Raw genomic sequence first — 17,143 nt, 5'->3', positions numbered from 1 at the left:
AAATTGCTAAATTAAATTAATTGAAACAACTATTTCAAACCAGCAGTGTTATTCCCTGTAAAACGATAGATTAAAAGTAATGCACCGATAAGTTACGCTATTTCTGAGGAATTTGTCGTGACTTTTGCTAACCATTCAGGCATATCATGTGCTCCTAACGCATAGCTTAACAATTTTGGTTTTATCCCTGGTAGTGTATTAGCCAACAGTAATCCAACACCACGAACCATTTTTTTGACTGGATTATTGCCATCAAATAATTGCCGGAGCCCCTGCATACTAGCCAACATCAGTACAGCACTATGTTTACGTTTACGTTCATAACTTTGTAAGTAAAAATACTGCCCAATATCTTTACCTGCGCTATTCAAACGCCATAATTGTCCAATCAACTCTGCGACATCCATAAAGCCTAAATTTACCCCTTGACCTGCTAAAGGATGTATCGTGTGAGCAGCATCACCTAATAAAGCAATACGTTGACCGGCAAAATTTCGCGCATACTGACCAATAAGTGGAAAAATCTGAAGTTCACTAATTAACTGACAAAAACCGAGGCGCATATCTAAAGCTACACTTAATTCTTTTTCAAATGCAGAAACCTCTAAACTCAAGCGTCTATTCGCTTGCATTGCCGGCAATGACCAAACAATTGAGCAAAGATGAGGATCCTGTAGCGGTAAAAAAGCTAAAATGCTATCATTATGAAAAGATTGACGAGCAGTTAACATATGGGGCATCTCAGCTCGAATGGTGGCTACCAATGCCGTATGTTCATAATCCCAAAAGCTAAGCGGAATATCCGCTTTTTCCCTTAACCATGATTTAGCACCATCGGCACCAACCACCAACCTTGCCGTCAACATTTGCTCATTATCAAAAGTCATAAATACTTCATTCTCGCCCCAAATAACTTTTTGCAATCTATTGCCTGTTAATAAAGTAATATCTTTGCTTGATTGAGCCTGTTGCCATAATGATCCACGAATAATCGAATTTTCAATGATATATCCGAGACCAGGTAAATAATGCTGCTTGGCATCAAAGTGAATATGACCAAAACTATCCTGCTGCCAAACCTCCATTTGCTGATAACTACCAACTCGTTTCTGCACGATGGTTTGCCAAACACCTAAATAATCGAGTAATTTTTGACTTGCTGCATTGATAGCAGACACTCTGAGTGAAGGCGCTTGTTGCGGATCAAATTGATGTTGCACAGGAGAATTTTCAATAACAGCAATCCTCATCCCGCACCCCCGTAATCCACAGGCCATAGCGAGGCCAACCATACCACCACCCACAATAACCACATCAAACGATTGCATAGTGAAAATATTCCTTCTTAAATAGCTAGAGATGAAACGATCGTCCCATTGCTTGGTGGGCTAAAATGTCACGCATAAGTGGTAGTGTTTCCATTGCCATTAATCCAACATTACGGCCGATAGCAAAAATTAGATGATTATTGGAAAATAAATAAACCAAGTGATTGGTTAACTTTATGGTGCTTTGACGATCATCATGACGCTGCATTTGATACTGCATAAGAACCGAGTAAGCTCCCATATCACCACCATGATTGGCAACTTCACTAATTATATTGGCAAGGATCATGACATCACGCATACCGAGATTAAACCCCTGACCAGCAATAGGATGTAAAGTTTGTGCTGCATTGCCAACTAAAACCAATCGATGGCTAATCAATCTTTTCGCTTGCGAAAGTAACAATGGAAAACAGTAACGCTCACTAACGGCCTTAATTTCACCTAACCGCCAGCCAAACCATTTTTGTAATTCTGTCATAAATTGGTCATCACTCCACTGCATAATAGACTGCTGGTTTTCCAATGGGTGACACCAAACTAATGAACTACGCCCTTTAGACATAGGTAACATTGCCAACGGACCATATTGGGTAAAACGCTCGAAGGCTTGACCCTGTGGTACTTGGCTAGTTAAAATATTAGCAATAATTGCACATTGTTGGTATGACGCGCGTTTCCATTCAATTTGACTGATTTTACCTATCATGGAATCGCTGCCATCAGCAGCAACTAATAATTGCCCGGTTAATACTTTACCACTCGTTAATTTGACTGATACATGCTCAATTGTGCGCTCAACAACAATAACTTCATCAGGACAATATAATTCAACACCCGGCGCTTTTTTAAGCTGCTCAAATAAGTAATTTCCTGCATCCTGCAATTCAACAACATAACCAAGTGCAGGAAGGGAATAATCTTTGGCATACATATTTACCGCGCCAGTATGGCCATAGTCAGAAACATGAATATTAATAATTGGCGTCACATACTTTTTTAATCCGTGCCAGACACCAATTTGATTAAACTGTTGGCAAGTGCCATAAGACAATGCAATTGTTCTGACATCAAAACCAGGATGTGCCTTATTAGGTAACCTTGCTTCAATTAATGAAACTTGAACCTTTCCCTGACTGAAGGCCGAAATAGCAAGCGCTAATGACGCACCTGTCATACCACCGCCAACAATAATTACTTTCATAGTTTCTAATCTCCTGCCTACTTTGCTGCTGCCATCAGTGCTTCTATCTCATCAGGATCTTTAATAACAGCCGCTGTCAGGTTTTCATTACCCTCTTCAGTGATCACAATATCATCTTCAATACGGATACCAATTCCTCGATAAGCTTCAGGCACATTAGCATCCGGTGCAATATAAAGCCCCGGTTCAACGGTCAATACCATACCCGGCTCTAACGGACGATCGCGATTGTTTCCATAGTCACCAACATCATGGACATCAAGCCCTAACCAGTGACTTAAACCATGCATAAAAAAAGGCAAGTGAGCTTTACTTTCGATCAGTTTATCTAGCTCACTTTGCAAAAGACCCAACTTAATTAAACCTTCGATCTTAATCTTTATCACCGCCGCCATCACTTGATGAATAGTGACCCCAGGTCGATATAAGTTTAAAGCGCTATTTAGTGCCGTCAATACAATGTCATAAATTTCACGCTGCGGTGGGCTGAATTTACCATTGACTGGAAAGGTACGCGTAATATCACTGGCATAACCTTGATATTCTGCACCGGCATCAACCAAAACTAAATCCCCTGCCTTCATCACGGCATCATTTTCGGTGTAATGCAAAATACAGGCATTTTGCCCACTGCCTACAATGGTAGTATAAGCAGCCGATTTTGCGCCTTGACTGGCAAACTGATGTTCAATTTCTGCAGCCAGCTGATATTCATACATATCAGGCTGGCAGGTTTGCATTGTTCTAAGGTGTGCATCAGCAGAAATCTTGCTAGCTTCACGCATTAGAGTAAGTTCTTCAGGTGATTTAAATAATCGCATTTCGTGCAGCATTGGCCGCCAATCAATTTGAGTAGATGGAGCTTTTAATTTTTGCCGACTACCTTGCCTTAACCGATTAAGTGATGCACCAACAATCTGATCCGCATAAGCAAATTCACCTTGCGCATGATAAATAACGGCTAAACCATTTAATAATTGATAAAGTTGTTGATCAATTTCAGCAAACGGTAATGCCCGATCCACACCCAGTTTTGCAATCGCGGCTTGCTGGCCTAAACGACGACCAAACCAGGTTTCCATCACTTGATCACGCTCACGATTAAATAGTATGCTCTCACTAGAGGTTTCATTATATTTAATGATAACTAACGCTGCTTCAGGTTCACTAAAACCAGTTAAATAGAGAAAATCACTGTGTTGCCGATAGGGATATTCACAATCTGCATTTCGCAAAGCAGATGGAGCGGCAAAAAAAATAGCCGCGCTGGCAGGTGCCATTTTTTTTAATAACTTATGGCGACGAGATATAAATGGTTGTTGAGTCATGCCTTCTCCCGCAAGCGATTAACAACAAAATAGGTTAGAATATTATGCCTATCAATGTAATGTTGGTTTATCGTTTTTTGCTTTCATTCGCCGATCTTTTACCTCCATAAAGGCAATAAAACAGAGCTGACCTGCGACCTTAACATACTCAATGATCTCTTCCAAAGCCTGTTCTAACTCATTTTGATCGTCATTTTTGTCATAACCCAACATACCAATATTGCGTAAATCCATAACAATTTCTTTTAATTCTTTTTTTCCATCAACTTAGATTGCGTAACACCCAAGCCTAATAAAAAATGGTTTACCCAACCGGCTAAGGCATCAGCTCGCTCAGACACCTTATCATTTTCAGGTAACAACAAATTAAAAATGAAATCATTATTATCTAAAGATGCAAATGTAAAGTCATAAAGCTCACGGAGTGGATTAGTTAATATCTGTGAAAAAGCTAATCCGTCATTAGTTAGTTCATAAATTGACTTTTTCCAGTTATAATCGTGATTACCGCCACAAATTAGGCCCGTAATTAAGCCGTGCATTTCTGCGGCTGTTAAAGCAACATTCTGTTGTTGCAATAGTAGCTCAAGAGTTTGATAATTAGGTAAAGATTTCTGTATTGGCATGTCTGCTCAGTTACATTAATAATATTGATATGTAATATGCTACCATCAAGGACGGTCGCTATACTAGATAAATGCACAAATTGCACATATATTACTCATAATTATTCTGATAGCATCAATAGAATTATGGGCAGCGAAATATTACTAGTCTATTTCGTCTCCCCACATAATCAGGAAGGTATAATGTCTACACAACCTGTTGATATTCAAATTTTAGGACGAACATTAAGGGTTAATTGCCCCAAAGAACAACAAAATGCCTTAAAATCATCTGCGGCTGAGCTTGAGCAACGGCTAAAAGATCTAAAAAATCGAACTGGTGTCACAAATACCGAACAACTTATTTTTATCGCCGCTTTAAACATTTGTCATGAACTTGCGCAAGAAAAAATCAAAACTCAGGACTACACTGATAATATGGAACAAAAAATCCGTGTATTGCAACATACGATCGAACAGGCATTGCAAGAGCAAGCGCGCATTACTGGACGAACAATTACTCCGTTAGAATAAAACCGATGAATAAAACAACATTGGTACCAAAATAGAGTAAGAATAGGTTGCTTTCTGTATTTACTTTCATACAATAGATACTAAGATATAGTTTAAAATTCTCTGAGATGCTCGTCAGCGGGTCATTCCCCTGAGCCGATATTTCAAATCACTTAGAATGTGGCTATCTGTTTATGGTGTGCATACCTGGTCAGCTAGGGAAAGCCTAGCCACCAGGAAGCCTAAAGTTAACGATGCTATGTTCACCTTGAACCCCGGGTTCAAGGGTTACAGCCCGCAATGGCATCTTGGAGGTCCTCAATGAGCTATACTGTTATACTCACAATGTTACCATTCAAATATACTATGCTTCAGTCAATAAAAACTTAATGATACAATTATAAAGAACCGTATTATTTTATTGCTGCAAAATTAATAATTCCCAATTTTATGTCTAATAATCTAGTCAAACGACAAAAAATTATCCGGCAAATAGTTCGCCAATATCGTCGACAATTAACATGCGAACAACAAAATAGCGCAGCAGATAAAATAACTCACCTGGTGTTAGAACACGAGCTTATCCGATCTGCCCCCCATTTGGCGTTATTTCTTTCATTTGATGGTGAAATCAATACTCATCCATTAATTAAAAAACTTTGGACACAAAACAAAAAAGTTTATCTACCTGTTTTGCATCCCTTCAATCGCCATCAACTGCTGTTTTTACACTACCGCCCTGATACTCAACTGATAAAAAATCGCTTTCATATCGCTGAACCAGCACTTAATGTTATGGATGTTATGCCAATAGCACAGTTAGATATTCTGTTCGTACCACTAGTCACATTTGATAAACAAGGACAACGATTAGGTATGGGCGGCGGATTTTATGATAGGTTGCTTGCCAATTGGCCTAAAAAACACTTTTATCCGATTGGATTGGCGCATGACTGCCAATTGGTTAATAAAATTCCTACCGAACCATGGGATATCCCATTACCAGAAATAATTACACCATCAAAAAGATGGCGTTGGTAAACAATTTAACCGGGATTAACCAGAGTTATATTAAAATCAGCAATTGATCTTATGGTCAAATAGTTGTTATTAATTGTTTCTTTCCCTTAACAATATTTTGTTGCAGCATAGCAATATTATGCTGATAAGAATTACGATAAACATCATAATGGCCGTTGCGTTTATTTAAATATATTCGTTTACCCTGATATTTATCTAAATCCTGTTTATGTTGTTGAATAAAATGCTTTATTTCATCCGCAGATAGGCTATCGATAGTTAATTTAATTTTTTTATTAAAGTTTTTTTATGGTTAATAATTTCTAACTGAGTTGTTTGTGTTTTTTCATCCATGGTAATAAATTTTAATGAATATTTTCTCATCAATTTTTATTTTTTGTTGACTATTAGTCAGCTTAGCTAATGCAATAATCGAAATTTCATTATCATTAACCAAAAAACGATTTAACTGTTTTTCTTTCTGCTCATTTTGATGATGAGTAATCCGGCTCTTTTTAATAAAACTTCCCATGGCAAAAGTGAAGTTTCCATCTGCTTGTTTTTCCACCGCATAGATAGCAGCAAGTTGATTAAAAAAACTCCATTAATTTTTGTTTATCGGTAAAATGATAAACTCCTACATTTGAATCGAATACAGTAAAAACTGGCTTATGATCCTTATCATTCTCAATTGTTAGCATCACTGAATGAGTATTTAAGCCAATATTTAAATAAATACTATCACAATTAGGTCGGAATCTATTCAATATATCAACAAAAGATTGAGAAGAAGTCTCTAGCAAACAATAACGTTCTATTCCAATTATACTTTCATAGCCAATATTATAATTAGAAAGAAAAAATTCAATATCCTTTGAATATGAATTGATGATATTTGCTTTTGCCTGATTAAATTTGATCAAAATATCTTGTATAGAAAAAATATTTTCTTCTGTACAAATAAGTTTCCATTCTACATAAATATCTCTATGCCATTTCAATTGAATCAACTCAATATTTTGATTAATACTTTCCGCATAAAATTTATCAATAAAATAATTAACATCTTTTCTCTCAACAAAATGCTTATTACCTCTGCATACCTGCATAATATCTTTATTATTTTCATTAATAACTTGCCTTAACTTAACTAAATTTGTTGCATAAAGTAGAGCATATTTATTAATAAAATTATGTAAATAAATTGCTTCATTCAGTAAATCATTAATTTTGGCATTAGCATGCCGTTTTTTAGCTTCAATAATGATTTTTTCGTAATCATCCATATTACTAGTTATTTCTAAATTGCTGAATTGATTTAATTCTTTAATTGATTCTAAGAATTTATCACCTTGCGCGTAGCCACCCTAAGCAAACTGGCACATGTACATTAAAGACAAGCCGTAACATATTCCTTCATCAATTTGAAAGCGCTTATCGGTTAAATCTAATTTAAAATACTTTTTTTTAAGAGTGCTATATTTTGATTAAAATCCTCAAAAATATGTTTAGTTTGACAAAAAATAATATCTGCCCTTTTCATTCCATTAATTGACATAATAACTTCCTTACGGTATCGGTTGCCTAGTTAACTAAATAAAACCTTAAATGAATTTAAATTACAATAAAATCAATAATAAGTGCTTTTTTTTATAAAATAGACATGTTAATACACAATAAATAAAATCAGCCCGCCTTAACGGGCAATCTATTGAAAAAAGTAAATTAGTAAAATTTATTAATTTAATAAAGAAGGCGTGTCCGGATCGTACCAGGTAAAGATTTTAATTTTTGTAATAAACTTTTTGCCGTCGTTGCCGTTTGCGATGTAATATCAATCACAACATAACCAATATTGCCGGTGGTTTGCAAATATTGTGCCGCTATATTAATCTCGTCTTCCATAAAGATCTGATTAATACGATTTAACATCCCCGGGCGATTTTCATGAATATGCAATAAACGATTAGTATCGTCAGTATGAATAGGTAATGAAACTTCAGGGAAATTGACCGCCGATAAAGTAGAACCATTATCAGAATATTTTGCTAACTTATTAGCCACTTCAGAACCAATATTTTCCTGTGCTTCTTGCGTTGAGCCTCCAATATGAGGGGTTAAAATAACATTATCAAAACCTATTAACAGTGAGCTGAAAGGATCACCATTACTGGCTGGTTCTTTAGGAAATACATCAATTGCAGCACCTGAGATATGCTGACTTTTCAAAGCCTCAGCTAAGGCCGAGATATCAACTATTCTACCACGTGAGGCATTGATCAAAATCGCGCCGGGTTTCATCAAGGTTAGTTGTTCTTTGCCAAACATATTCCTAGTACTCGCTGTTTCAGGAACATGTAAGCTAACAACATCACTCATATTGAGTAATTCGGTCATAGTAGGAACTTGGCAAGCATTACCTAGCGGTAACTTATTTTCAATATCATAGAAATAAACATTCATTCCAATATTTTCAGCTAAGATACCTAATTGAGTACCAATATGACCATAACCAATGATACCTAATTTCTTACCTCGTGCTTCATAGCTTCCTTTGGCTTGTTTATTCCATATTCCACGATGGGCTTTCATGCTCGCTTCTGGAATACGACGTAAAAGCAATAGTAATTCGCCAAGTACCATTTCTGCCACAGAGCGTGTATTCGAAAATGGCGCATTAAAAACTGGAATGGCCCGCTTAGCCGCAGCTTGAATATCAGCTTGATTGGTGCCAATGCAAAAGCAACCGACTGCAATCAATTTTTCAGCCACGGCTAAAACCTGTTCGCTAAGATAGGTACGGGAACGAATACCGATAAAGTGGACATCAGGGATCACTGCGATTAATTCTTCTGTTGATAATGCACCTTCATGATATTCAATATTGTCATAGCCTGCTGCCCGCAGATTATTAATTGCACTTTGATGCACACCCTCTAAAAGCAAAAATTTAATTTTCTGTTTTTGTAAAGATACATTAACCATTTACCCCATCCTATCATTAAGATTACGGCTATCACCTATTTTGTCATACAAACATAACAAAAATTTTCCCAGTAGCAATACTATCATTTACCCAAGCAACGAAATAAATCTCAACTAAAACGCTATAACGAACAAAAAGGAAATTAAAGAGGAAAAAATAAGATTTATATCATACTAAATCAATTATTATGATATAAATCACTAAATTTGAGAGTAAAAAAAATATAAATTTAATCTAGGCAATAAGTACTACCTTAATAGCCGATCAGCACTTTAAAACCACCAAATAATTAGCTTTTAGCCGTTAATTTTTTTACTCCAACTGGTGTTGCCAGCAAAATAATATCTGCTGGGCGATTGGCAAATAACCCTACCGTTACTACGCCGGCAATCGCATTAATTTTATTTTCAAGCTCTATCGGATCGAGGATCTCTAAATTGTGAACATCAAGAATGACATTGCCATTATCAGTAACCACATTTTGCCGATATTCTGGCATGCCTCCTAACCTTACCAATCGACGAGCGACATAAGCGCGCGCCATCGGAATCACTTCAACAGGTAATGGAAATTTACCTAAAATATCAACTTGCTTAGATTTATCAGCTATAGCGATAAATTGCTTAGCCATCGCAGCGATGACTTTTTCACGCGCCAAGGCAGCGCCACCCCCTTTGATCATCATTAGATCTGGATTAAATTCATCAGCACCATCAATATAAATATCAACACCATCCACATCATTACTATCAAGAATAGGAATGGCTAACGCGGTTAATCTGTCTGTAGAAGCAACCGAACTTGAGACTGCACCTTTAATTAAATGCTTTTGTGTCGCTAAGCCATCAATAAAATGCGCAACGGTAGAGCCTGTTCCAACACCAACCACCATATCTGGTTTGATATATTCCAAAGCAGCCCAACCGACCATTTTTTTTAATTCATCCTGTGTCATAATTAGTTGCCTTATTATTTTTTATTGCTAAAACCTACTAATTAATTAGTATAACGAAATTTCCCCGGCTATCGATTGGAAAAATATTGCATAGTAAGATATAGAATAACATCTGAATTGAATTTTAAAGAGATTTTTTCGTGATTAAACGCCCTGACTATCGAACACTACAAGCATTGGATACTGTGATCCGTGAACGCGGCTTTGAGCGCGCTGCGCAAAAGTTATGTATCACTCAATCTGCCGTTTCCCAACGAATTAAGCAGCTTGAGAACCTATTTGGTCAACCATTATTAGTGAGGACTATCCCTCCTCAACCGACTGAGCAAGGACAAAAACTACTCGCGCTATTACATCAAGTGGAATTACTAGAAGAGCAATGGCTTGGTGACGAAAGTAATGGCACAACCCCGTTGTTACTATCAGTGGCAGTCAATGCTGATAGTTTAGCAACCTGGTTCCTGCCAGCTCTTAATCCAGTACTACATGACAGCCCTATTCGCCTTAATATTCAAGTCGAAGATGAAACCCGGACTCAAGAGCTGCTACGTAGAGGAGAGGTCGCTGGCGCGATTAGTATTCAACCAAAGCCTTTACCTGGCTGCCTGGTAGATAAACTGGGTGCACTGGATTATTTATTCGTATCCTCACCGACTTTTGCTGAGCGTTATTTCCCTACCGGGGTAACAAAAGCCTCATTGTTAAGAGCACCTGCTGTCGCTTTTGATCATCTAGATGATATGCATCAAGCTTTTGTGCAACAGAATTTTAACCTATCTCCGGGTAGTGTTCCTTGCCATATTGTGAATTCATCAGAGGCATTTGTTCAACTTGCTAAGCAAGGCTCAACCTGTTGTATGATCCCACATTTACAAATTATTAATGAATTAAATTCAGGTGAACTAGTCGACCTCACGCCCGGACTATGTCAGCGTATAATGCTATACTGGCACCGCTTTTCGCCTGAAAGTAGGACAATGAGAAAGGTAACTGACGCCCTGGTAAAAACTGGACGTCAGATATTAAAACAAGCAGATAATGATAATGTGGCAAATAACAATTAACGTTTCAATTCAAAAACAACATCAACTTGATCGGTAAAATCAATGCTCTGTTGTTCATAAGTTTGATTGCTATCACTGGCAGCAGCAGCCACCATTTTGTTCATAGCCTTCATTCTTGGCATTGGATAAGGGGTTGCATCAGGTGCTCGATAATTAATACTATAAACTTTGCCTAATTTAACATTAAATCCTGCTGCTAACGCTTCTGCTTGCGCTTTAGCATTGTCAATTGCTTTATTACGAGCTTCATCACGATAGTGTTTAGGATCCTTAACACCAAATTGCACCGAATTAATTTCATTTAAACCAGCTGCTAGCGCACCATCCAATAAAGTATTCAATTGATCTAGTTTATATAGTTTATATAGTTTATATAGTTTATATAGTTTATATAGTTTATATAGTTTAACTTCTACTGAACGTTCTACAGTATAACCAACTATTTTAGATTTTTTGGCGCTTTTATCATATTCATATTTCGGTTGAGTCGTGATATTTGCCGCATTGATATCGCTACGTTCTATCCCTTTATCCTTGAGAAAGTCAAAATATTGCTTAACACGTGCATCAACCGCCGTTTTAGCTGAGGCAGCATTTTTTTTCAGTTACAGCAACATTAATTAGTAAAGTGACCATATCTGGTGTGGCTTTAATCGTTGCATTACCTGATGTCACGATATGTGGCCCATTAGGTAAGGAGTTAGATTGAGCAAGTAATGGTAAGAACTGACTGACATCATCGCTAAAAATATAATCGAACTAAGCTTCACGAGACCTCCTGCACATAATTAATCAACTCTAGATAGACTATTTGCTAGCCAATAATCGTTTATTCTTAACATAATAGAATATTAAAAAGCATAATGGGAAGATTAATCATAATGAATAATTTTAATCAACGCTAACTAATGCAAGTGTAAATAGCAAGATTTTACTAACCGATAAAAAAATATTGGTGTGAAAGCTAATCCACACCAAAATAATTGGTTAGCTATTTTTGGTTTGATATAAATGAACATCCATTTGTGGAAAAGGGATGCCAATATTATGTGCATCTAACTGTTTTTTAAAATTTTCCATCAAGTCCCAATAGACATTCCATCCATCAGCATTAGTCGTCCAAACACGTACGACAAAATTAAGAGAAGAAGGCGCCATTTCATGTAAACGAATAGTAACACCTTTATCATGCTGAATACGCTCATCTGCCGCAATAACATCACCTAACACTTTTTTAACCTTATCAATATCCGCATTATAAGCGACACCCACCATAATTTGAGTACGCCGATTAGGTTCACGAGAAGTGTTTATAATATTGTCGTTAATCACTTTGCTATTGGGTATAACAACAATGCGATCATCAGCCGTACGTAATGAAGTTGAAAAAATCTGGACATGCTCAACGGTTCCTTCCACTGCACCTAAAATCACATATTCTCCAGCCCGCAATGGCCTAAAAATAACCAATAACACACCAGCAGCAAAATTAGATAAAGAACCCTGTAAAGCTAAACCAATCGCCAAACCGGCAGCACCTAAAACAGCAATAACAGAGGCAGTTTGCACACCTAACTTACTTAATACTGCTATTAAGGTAAATGCAATAATGCCATAACGAACAATTGCTGATAAAAAATCTCTGACCGTCTTATCTATACCGCGTAATGACATTAATCGATTAGTGATGTGACTGATCCATTTAGCAACAATCAAACCAGTAAATAAAATAACTAATGCAAAAACGATATTTACCGCATACTGAATTAACAGATCCTGATGATTAATAAGCCAACTCTTTGCCTGATTAATTGTTTCTACCACACCATTTTCATCCATCTCAATCCCCCTCGAGAAAATACATCAATTACTAATCATATATCCGAAACTGTATAATCTTAGATATAACATTGACAAAATAAAACAGCGATTTTGTTATCTTTTAATCGATAATGTTTAATAAAATAAAGTTACGACAGTTTTCCAGCATTTTAATAAAATCATCTAAACCACAAAATGCAATACTTTCGTTATCGTAATAACACATCCCTTCTTCTAAATCTTCTGTTTGAAAATGTAACTGGTTAGCTCGTATCATGATCTCTTTATCATCCATGAACAATGTAAATTCACGTCCGATTTTTTTTTCCATTGACGCCCGCTGCCTTTAATAGAGTGATAACCTGTCTGAATCTGCTCTAACTGACATAAATCACCTTTAATTTCCTCATTCAACCAATAACCAATTGCTTCATGATCCATTGAAAATCGAGCAATGATATGGCCAGTGACATCCTGTTGAAATTCATAATCCATACCTGATCTCCGTCCTGTTCCTCGAATGTATTTTTTATTTATATCAGCCCAAATATTATCATTACCATAAAAATACTTTATTTCAGCAATAATATAAATACCCTATTACATATAGAAGTGGCTATTTAAAAATTGGCGATTAATAAGCAATATCGTTTCAGCCACTAGAGAGGCCCGACTTAGCTAGTTTTATGTAACAATGCCATTTTTAAGAGGGTTTATAGCCTTACACTGTTGTAGCTATACTTCTAAATGTGTAAGCTTTAGTTAAGTCTGTTCAAAAACTATTTTTTTCTTGATATAGCTGAATAATTGTTATTCTTTAAATATGGATTATATTTTTTTAATAAAGGATTTAATTTATAAATACAAAAGAAATTAATGATAAATTATATAAAGTTATAAATGAAATATATATAAACCAAGCCTATAAGGATGGAAAAATTAATAATGAAGAAATCCAGAATATTCGTGGCATAGCCGATCTTGTTTTTGAAAAACTGGTAATAGAAGCGGCTAATACTGATAAAAATAATTCTATAACAGCATTGCAGAAATCATGCGATTTAACGGTTCAATTAATGCAAGCTTCTTTTTTAAAATTGAAAAAAGAAAACCTTAATAGCAGTCAAAAAAATCTAGTTAAAACAGCATTTAATGCACAACTTACTTATATAAAAGCAAATTTTGATCGCTTTTTTAATTCCCTTTAACAGATCTAATCTGAAGTTGTCTGGTAAATAATAAATTTTCTAAATAATAAATACAAATCTTAAAGAAGCATAAATTTTTCAGATAGCAGATAGGTGAATCTAAGCGCGATACCCTATCTCTGATTAATTACAGCAAGAAATAGGGTATATGAAAAATTATTGTTTTAAACAGCTGACTGGAAAATTATTGTTTCTGCTTTTTTTGTATATTGAACTAGTAAGTCAAAATTTAAGTATTGGTAAATATTTTGACTCTTACTTCCCATGCCATTAATCAATTGCAGATACTCTTTTACCGTTGGTAAGTATCCCAATAATGAAGCAACTGCTGCCAACTCTGCTGAAGCAAGAAAAACCCTTGCGCCAGTTCCTAGTCGATTAGGGAAATTGCGGGTAGAGGTCGAAACCACGGTTGTTCCATCCATAACACGAGCCTGATTACCCATACATAGTGAGCAGCCAGGAATTTCAATCCGTGCCCCACTTTTACCAAAAATATTATAATAACCTTCTTCGATTAATTTGGCAGCATCCATTTTAGTCGGCGGAGCAACCAATAAACGAGTGGGGATTTGTCCTTTATATTGCTCTAGAAGCTCACCTGCCGCACGGAAATGACCAATATTAGTCATACATGAGCCAATGAAAACTTCATCAATTTTTTCATTCACCACGGAAGATAATAAACGTGCATCATCTGGATCATTTGGTGCACATAAAATGGGCTCGATTATTTCATTTAAATTAATTTCAATAACTGCTGCATAATCTGCATCAGCATCTGCCGTTAATAGTTGCGGATCAACCAACCATTTATTCATTGAACTAATGCGACGTTCGAGAGTACGGCGATCACCATATCCATTCGCAATCATCCATTTCAATAATACAATGTTAGATTGTAGATATTCGATCATGTGTTCTTTATCTAACTTGATAGTACAACCCGCAGCTGAGCGTTCTGCTAAGGCATCCGCTAATTCAAACGCTTGTTCAACTTTTAATTTAGGTAAGCCTTCAATTTCTAATATTCGACCTGAGAAAATATTTTTCTTACCTCGCTTTTCGACCGTCAATAAACCCTGTTGAATCGCATAGTAAGGAATAGCATGAACTAAATCACATAAAGTAATACCTGGCTGCATTTGACCTTTAAAGCGGACTAACACCGATTCAGGCATATCTAAAGGCATAACACCGGTCGCCGCAGCAAAAGCAAATAATCCGGAACCAGCAGGAAATGAAATACCGATAGGAAAACGTGTGTGTGAATCATCACCCGTTCCAACTGTATCCGGCAACAACATCCTGTTTAACCAAGAATGAATAATACCATCACCGGGACGCAAAGAAACACCACCACGATCCATAACCAAATCGGCTGAAAAACCTAAACAAGCTAAATCCTTAAGCTCATCTCGGGTCATTGGTCCTGTAGTGTCCTGCGAACCAACCGACGTCATCTTCGGCTCACAATATTCACCAGGACGAATTCCAAACTTATTACAAGCACGATCAACCATTTTTTGTGCCAGGGTAAAACCTCGGTCACTTTGTATAACTGATTTTACCTGGCGAAATACTTCAATCGTAGGCAAGCCCAAAGACTCCCGCGCTCATGCTGTCAGTCCACGGCCTATAATCAGCGCAATCCGCCGGCCGGCTCGAACTTCATCAAGTAAAACGTCGGTTTTTAATGCAAAGGTTGTTAATAAGGCATTAGTGGCATGACAGCGGATTTCTCCTTTATAGGGATAAATATCAATCACATCTCCCATATTCAGTAAAGTCACATCAACTTCAATCGGCAGGGCGCCCGCATCTTGCATCGTATAAAAAATATTGGTGCAATTTTTCCACCCAAAACAACGCCGCCATTACGTTTATTTGGTACAAAAGGAATATCTTTGCCCATAAACCATATTACTGAGTTGGCTGCTGATTTTCGCGAAGAGCCTGTACCGACAACATCACCAACATAAGCTAATGGAAACCCCTTTTTACACAATGTTTCAATCTGTTTGATAGACCCAATGAACCAAGCTCATCGGGTACAATTCCATCACGGGTATTTTTAAGCATTGCCTGTGCATGTAACGGAATATCTGGTCGTGACCAGGCATCAGGTGCCGGTGATAAATCATCAGTATTAGTTTCCCCCGTTACCTTAAAGACCGTTACAGTCAGTTTCTCTGCTAATGCGGGTTTATCAAAAAACCATTCGGCATTTGCCCATGAATCTATAAATTGGCGCGCATATTGGTTACCCATATTTGCTTTTTCTTCTACGTCATAGAAGTTATCAAACATTAACAAAGTATGGGACAATGCTTTGGCTGCTATTGGTACCAATTGTTCATCATCCAGCGCATCAAGAGATATTATAGCCACCCTGCATAGTTCCTAATAACTCTGTCGCTTTCTCTGGTGTAAGTAAGGGGGAATATGTTTTTCCTTTAGTAATAGCAGCTAAGAAATCAGCTTTCATGTAAGCAGCTTCATCAACACCAGGAGGAATACGATTACTTAACAGATCTAATAGGAAATTTTTTTCAGTTTCAGGTGGGGTTTTTATTAGTTCAACTAATTTAGCAACTTGGGTAGCATTTAGTGGCTCGGGTATTATTCCTTGTGCTGAACGTTCAGCTACATGCTCACGGTACTCTTTTAGCACGACGTTCCCCTCAATTGATTTTAATTTATATACCTGGCTGTCTACATCTCAAATAGAAAATGAAGGGCCTGGTCAGAGGAATTGGCTTAACATAATTTTACTTCTATTAATTATGCCCAGTATGGAACATCCAGAATAACAGAATTTAATTATACTGTTAATTTATTTACATACCTCCTACATTCATCAGAGTCAATAAATATTGCTGCGGTTTTTTGATCTCATGTATTCCTATTGTAGGTAAAAATTTTACCCATTGGTAGCAAAAATGGTTTGTTTTTTATAAAAAATTGCAATAACTATTTAATTTTATTGAATAATAAACATTTCGATTGAATAAAATATTTTTCTTACTCTTCAAGCAAAAAATAGCTCCTTTATTTAAATCAAATAAAGGAGCTAGTAACAAGTCGAATAATGCTTAAAACAAATTTATT

The 17,143-nt window shown here is 36.5% G+C and carries 11 protein-coding genes, 1 other RNA gene and 4 pseudogenes; 4 read left to right on the top strand and 12 right to left on the bottom strand.

Translation table 11 applies throughout. The features are described from left to right. Positions 1–92: 92 nt before the first annotated feature. The 4 genes and pseudogenes from ubiI to AC01GB_RS12540 form a co-directional block, all read right to left on the bottom strand. Positions 93–1,328 carry an FAD-dependent 2-octaprenylphenol hydroxylase gene (ubiI, locus tag AC01GB_RS12555; protein ID WP_474452074.1) on the bottom strand — a complete coding sequence of 412 codons (1,236 nt, stop codon included), beginning with the start codon at positions 1,326–1,328 and terminating at the stop codon, positions 93–95. A gap of 25 nt (positions 1,329–1,353) precedes the next feature. Further along, on the bottom strand, positions 1,354–2,532 hold the full coding sequence (gene ubiH, locus AC01GB_RS12550) for a 2-octaprenyl-6-methoxyphenyl hydroxylase (RefSeq protein WP_474452073.1): 1,179 nt from the start codon (positions 2,530–2,532) through the stop codon (positions 1,354–1,356). 17 nt (positions 2,533–2,549) lie between these two features. Then, on the bottom strand, positions 2,550–3,860 hold the full coding sequence (gene pepP / locus AC01GB_RS12545) for a Xaa-Pro aminopeptidase (protein WP_474452072.1): 1,311 nt from the start codon (positions 3,858–3,860) through the stop codon (positions 2,550–2,552). Positions 3,861–3,911: 51 nt separating this feature from the next. Further along, positions 3,912–4,486, bottom strand: a pseudogene (locus AC01GB_RS12540) (YecA/YgfB family protein). A gap of 183 nt (positions 4,487–4,669) precedes the next feature. Here AC01GB_RS12540 and zapA point away from each other — a divergent pair. From zapA to AC01GB_RS12525, 3 genes are all read left to right on the top strand, one after another. After that, complete coding sequence (gene zapA, locus AC01GB_RS12535; protein WP_474452071.1) at positions 4,670–4,999, top strand: cell division protein ZapA; 330 nt, start codon at positions 4,670–4,672, stop codon at positions 4,997–4,999. A gap of 96 nt (positions 5,000–5,095) precedes the next feature. Further along, a non-coding RNA gene (gene ssrS / locus AC01GB_RS12530) (6S RNA) lies at positions 5,096–5,297 on the top strand. A 131-nt stretch (positions 5,298–5,428) separates the two neighbouring features. Beyond that, complete coding sequence (locus AC01GB_RS12525) at positions 5,429–6,019, top strand: 5-formyltetrahydrofolate cyclo-ligase (protein ID WP_474452070.1); 591 nt, start codon at positions 5,429–5,431, stop codon at positions 6,017–6,019. Positions 6,020–6,344: 325 nt separating this feature from the next. On the opposite strand, the gene AC01GB_RS12520 is transcribed toward AC01GB_RS12525, so the two are convergent. From AC01GB_RS12520 to rpiA, 4 genes are all read right to left on the bottom strand, one after another. Next, positions 6,345–6,566 carry a hypothetical protein gene (locus AC01GB_RS12520; protein WP_474452069.1) on the bottom strand — a complete coding sequence of 74 codons (222 nt, stop codon included), beginning with the start codon at positions 6,564–6,566 and terminating at the stop codon, positions 6,345–6,347. Between the two features lie 22 nt (positions 6,567–6,588). After that, positions 6,589–7,284: a hypothetical protein gene (locus AC01GB_RS12515; protein WP_474452068.1), complete on the bottom strand. Its 696-nt coding sequence runs from the start codon at positions 7,282–7,284 to the stop codon at positions 6,589–6,591. Positions 7,285–7,741: 457 nt separating this feature from the next. Beyond that, positions 7,742–8,983 (bottom strand): phosphoglycerate dehydrogenase, encoded by a 1,242-nt coding sequence (gene serA / locus AC01GB_RS12510; protein ID WP_474452067.1) that lies wholly within the window; start codon positions 8,981–8,983, stop codon positions 7,742–7,744. Between the two features lie 290 nt (positions 8,984–9,273). Beyond that, positions 9,274–9,939: a ribose-5-phosphate isomerase RpiA gene (rpiA, locus tag AC01GB_RS12505; RefSeq protein ID WP_474452066.1), complete on the bottom strand. Its 666-nt coding sequence runs from the start codon at positions 9,937–9,939 to the stop codon at positions 9,274–9,276. A gap of 143 nt (positions 9,940–10,082) precedes the next feature. Here rpiA and AC01GB_RS12500 point away from each other — a divergent pair, with 143 nt between their 5' ends. Then, complete coding sequence (locus AC01GB_RS12500; RefSeq protein ID WP_474452401.1) at positions 10,083–11,003, top strand: LysR family transcriptional regulator ArgP; 921 nt, start codon at positions 10,083–10,085, stop codon at positions 11,001–11,003. Here the strand turns inward: AC01GB_RS12500 and AC01GB_RS12495 are convergent. The 4 genes and pseudogenes from AC01GB_RS12495 to AC01GB_RS12480 form a co-directional block, all read right to left on the bottom strand. Further along, positions 11,000–11,773: pseudogene (locus AC01GB_RS12495) on the bottom strand (SIMPL domain-containing protein). The gene AC01GB_RS12500 and the pseudogene AC01GB_RS12495 sit on opposite strands and share 4 nt — an antisense overlap. A gap of 217 nt (positions 11,774–11,990) precedes the next feature. After that, complete coding sequence (mscS, locus tag AC01GB_RS12490; RefSeq protein WP_474452065.1) at positions 11,991–12,842, bottom strand: small-conductance mechanosensitive channel MscS; 852 nt, start codon at positions 12,840–12,842, stop codon at positions 11,991–11,993. A 103-nt stretch (positions 12,843–12,945) separates the two neighbouring features. Next, positions 12,946–13,319: pseudogene (locus tag AC01GB_RS12485) on the bottom strand (YacL family protein). Between the two features lie 877 nt (positions 13,320–14,196). Then, positions 14,197–16,706 (bottom strand): annotated as a pseudogene (locus AC01GB_RS12480) (bifunctional aconitate hydratase 2/2-methylisocitrate dehydratase). Between the last annotated feature and the right edge of the window lie 437 nt (positions 16,707–17,143).

It is taken from the genome of Candidatus Arsenophonus phytopathogenicus (genome assembly GCF_056113345.1).
Note: the sequence above shows the minus strand (reverse complement) of the source record. Positions and strands in the feature narration are given on the sequence as shown.

Bases quoted from the DNA above. Each gene is read 5' to 3' on its own strand.
- ubiI (WP_474452074.1), bottom strand. From the start codon at position 1,328: ATGCAATCGTTTGATGTGGTTATTGTGGGTGGTGGTATGGTTGGCCTC.
- ubiH (WP_474452073.1), bottom strand. From the start codon at position 2,532: ATGAAAGTAATTATTGTTGGCGGTGGTATGACAGGTGCGTCATTAGCG.
- pepP (WP_474452072.1), bottom strand. From the start codon at position 3,860: ATGACTCAACAACCATTTATATCTCGTCGCCATAAGTTATTAAAAAAA.
- zapA (WP_474452071.1), top strand. From the start codon at position 4,670: ATGTCTACACAACCTGTTGATATTCAAATTTTAGGACGAACATTAAGG.
- AC01GB_RS12525 (WP_474452070.1), top strand. From the start codon at position 5,429: ATGTCTAATAATCTAGTCAAACGACAAAAAATTATCCGGCAAATAGTT.
- AC01GB_RS12515 (WP_474452068.1), bottom strand. From the start codon at position 7,284: ATGGATGATTACGAAAAAATCATTATTGAAGCTAAAAAACGGCATGCT.
- serA (WP_474452067.1), bottom strand. From the start codon at position 8,983: ATGGTTAATGTATCTTTACAAAAACAGAAAATTAAATTTTTGCTTTTA.
- rpiA (WP_474452066.1), bottom strand. From the start codon at position 9,939: ATGACACAGGATGAATTAAAAAAAATGGTCGGTTGGGCTGCTTTGGAA.
- mscS (WP_474452065.1), bottom strand. From the start codon at position 12,842: ATGGATGAAAATGGTGTGGTAGAAACAATTAATCAGGCAAAGAGTTGG.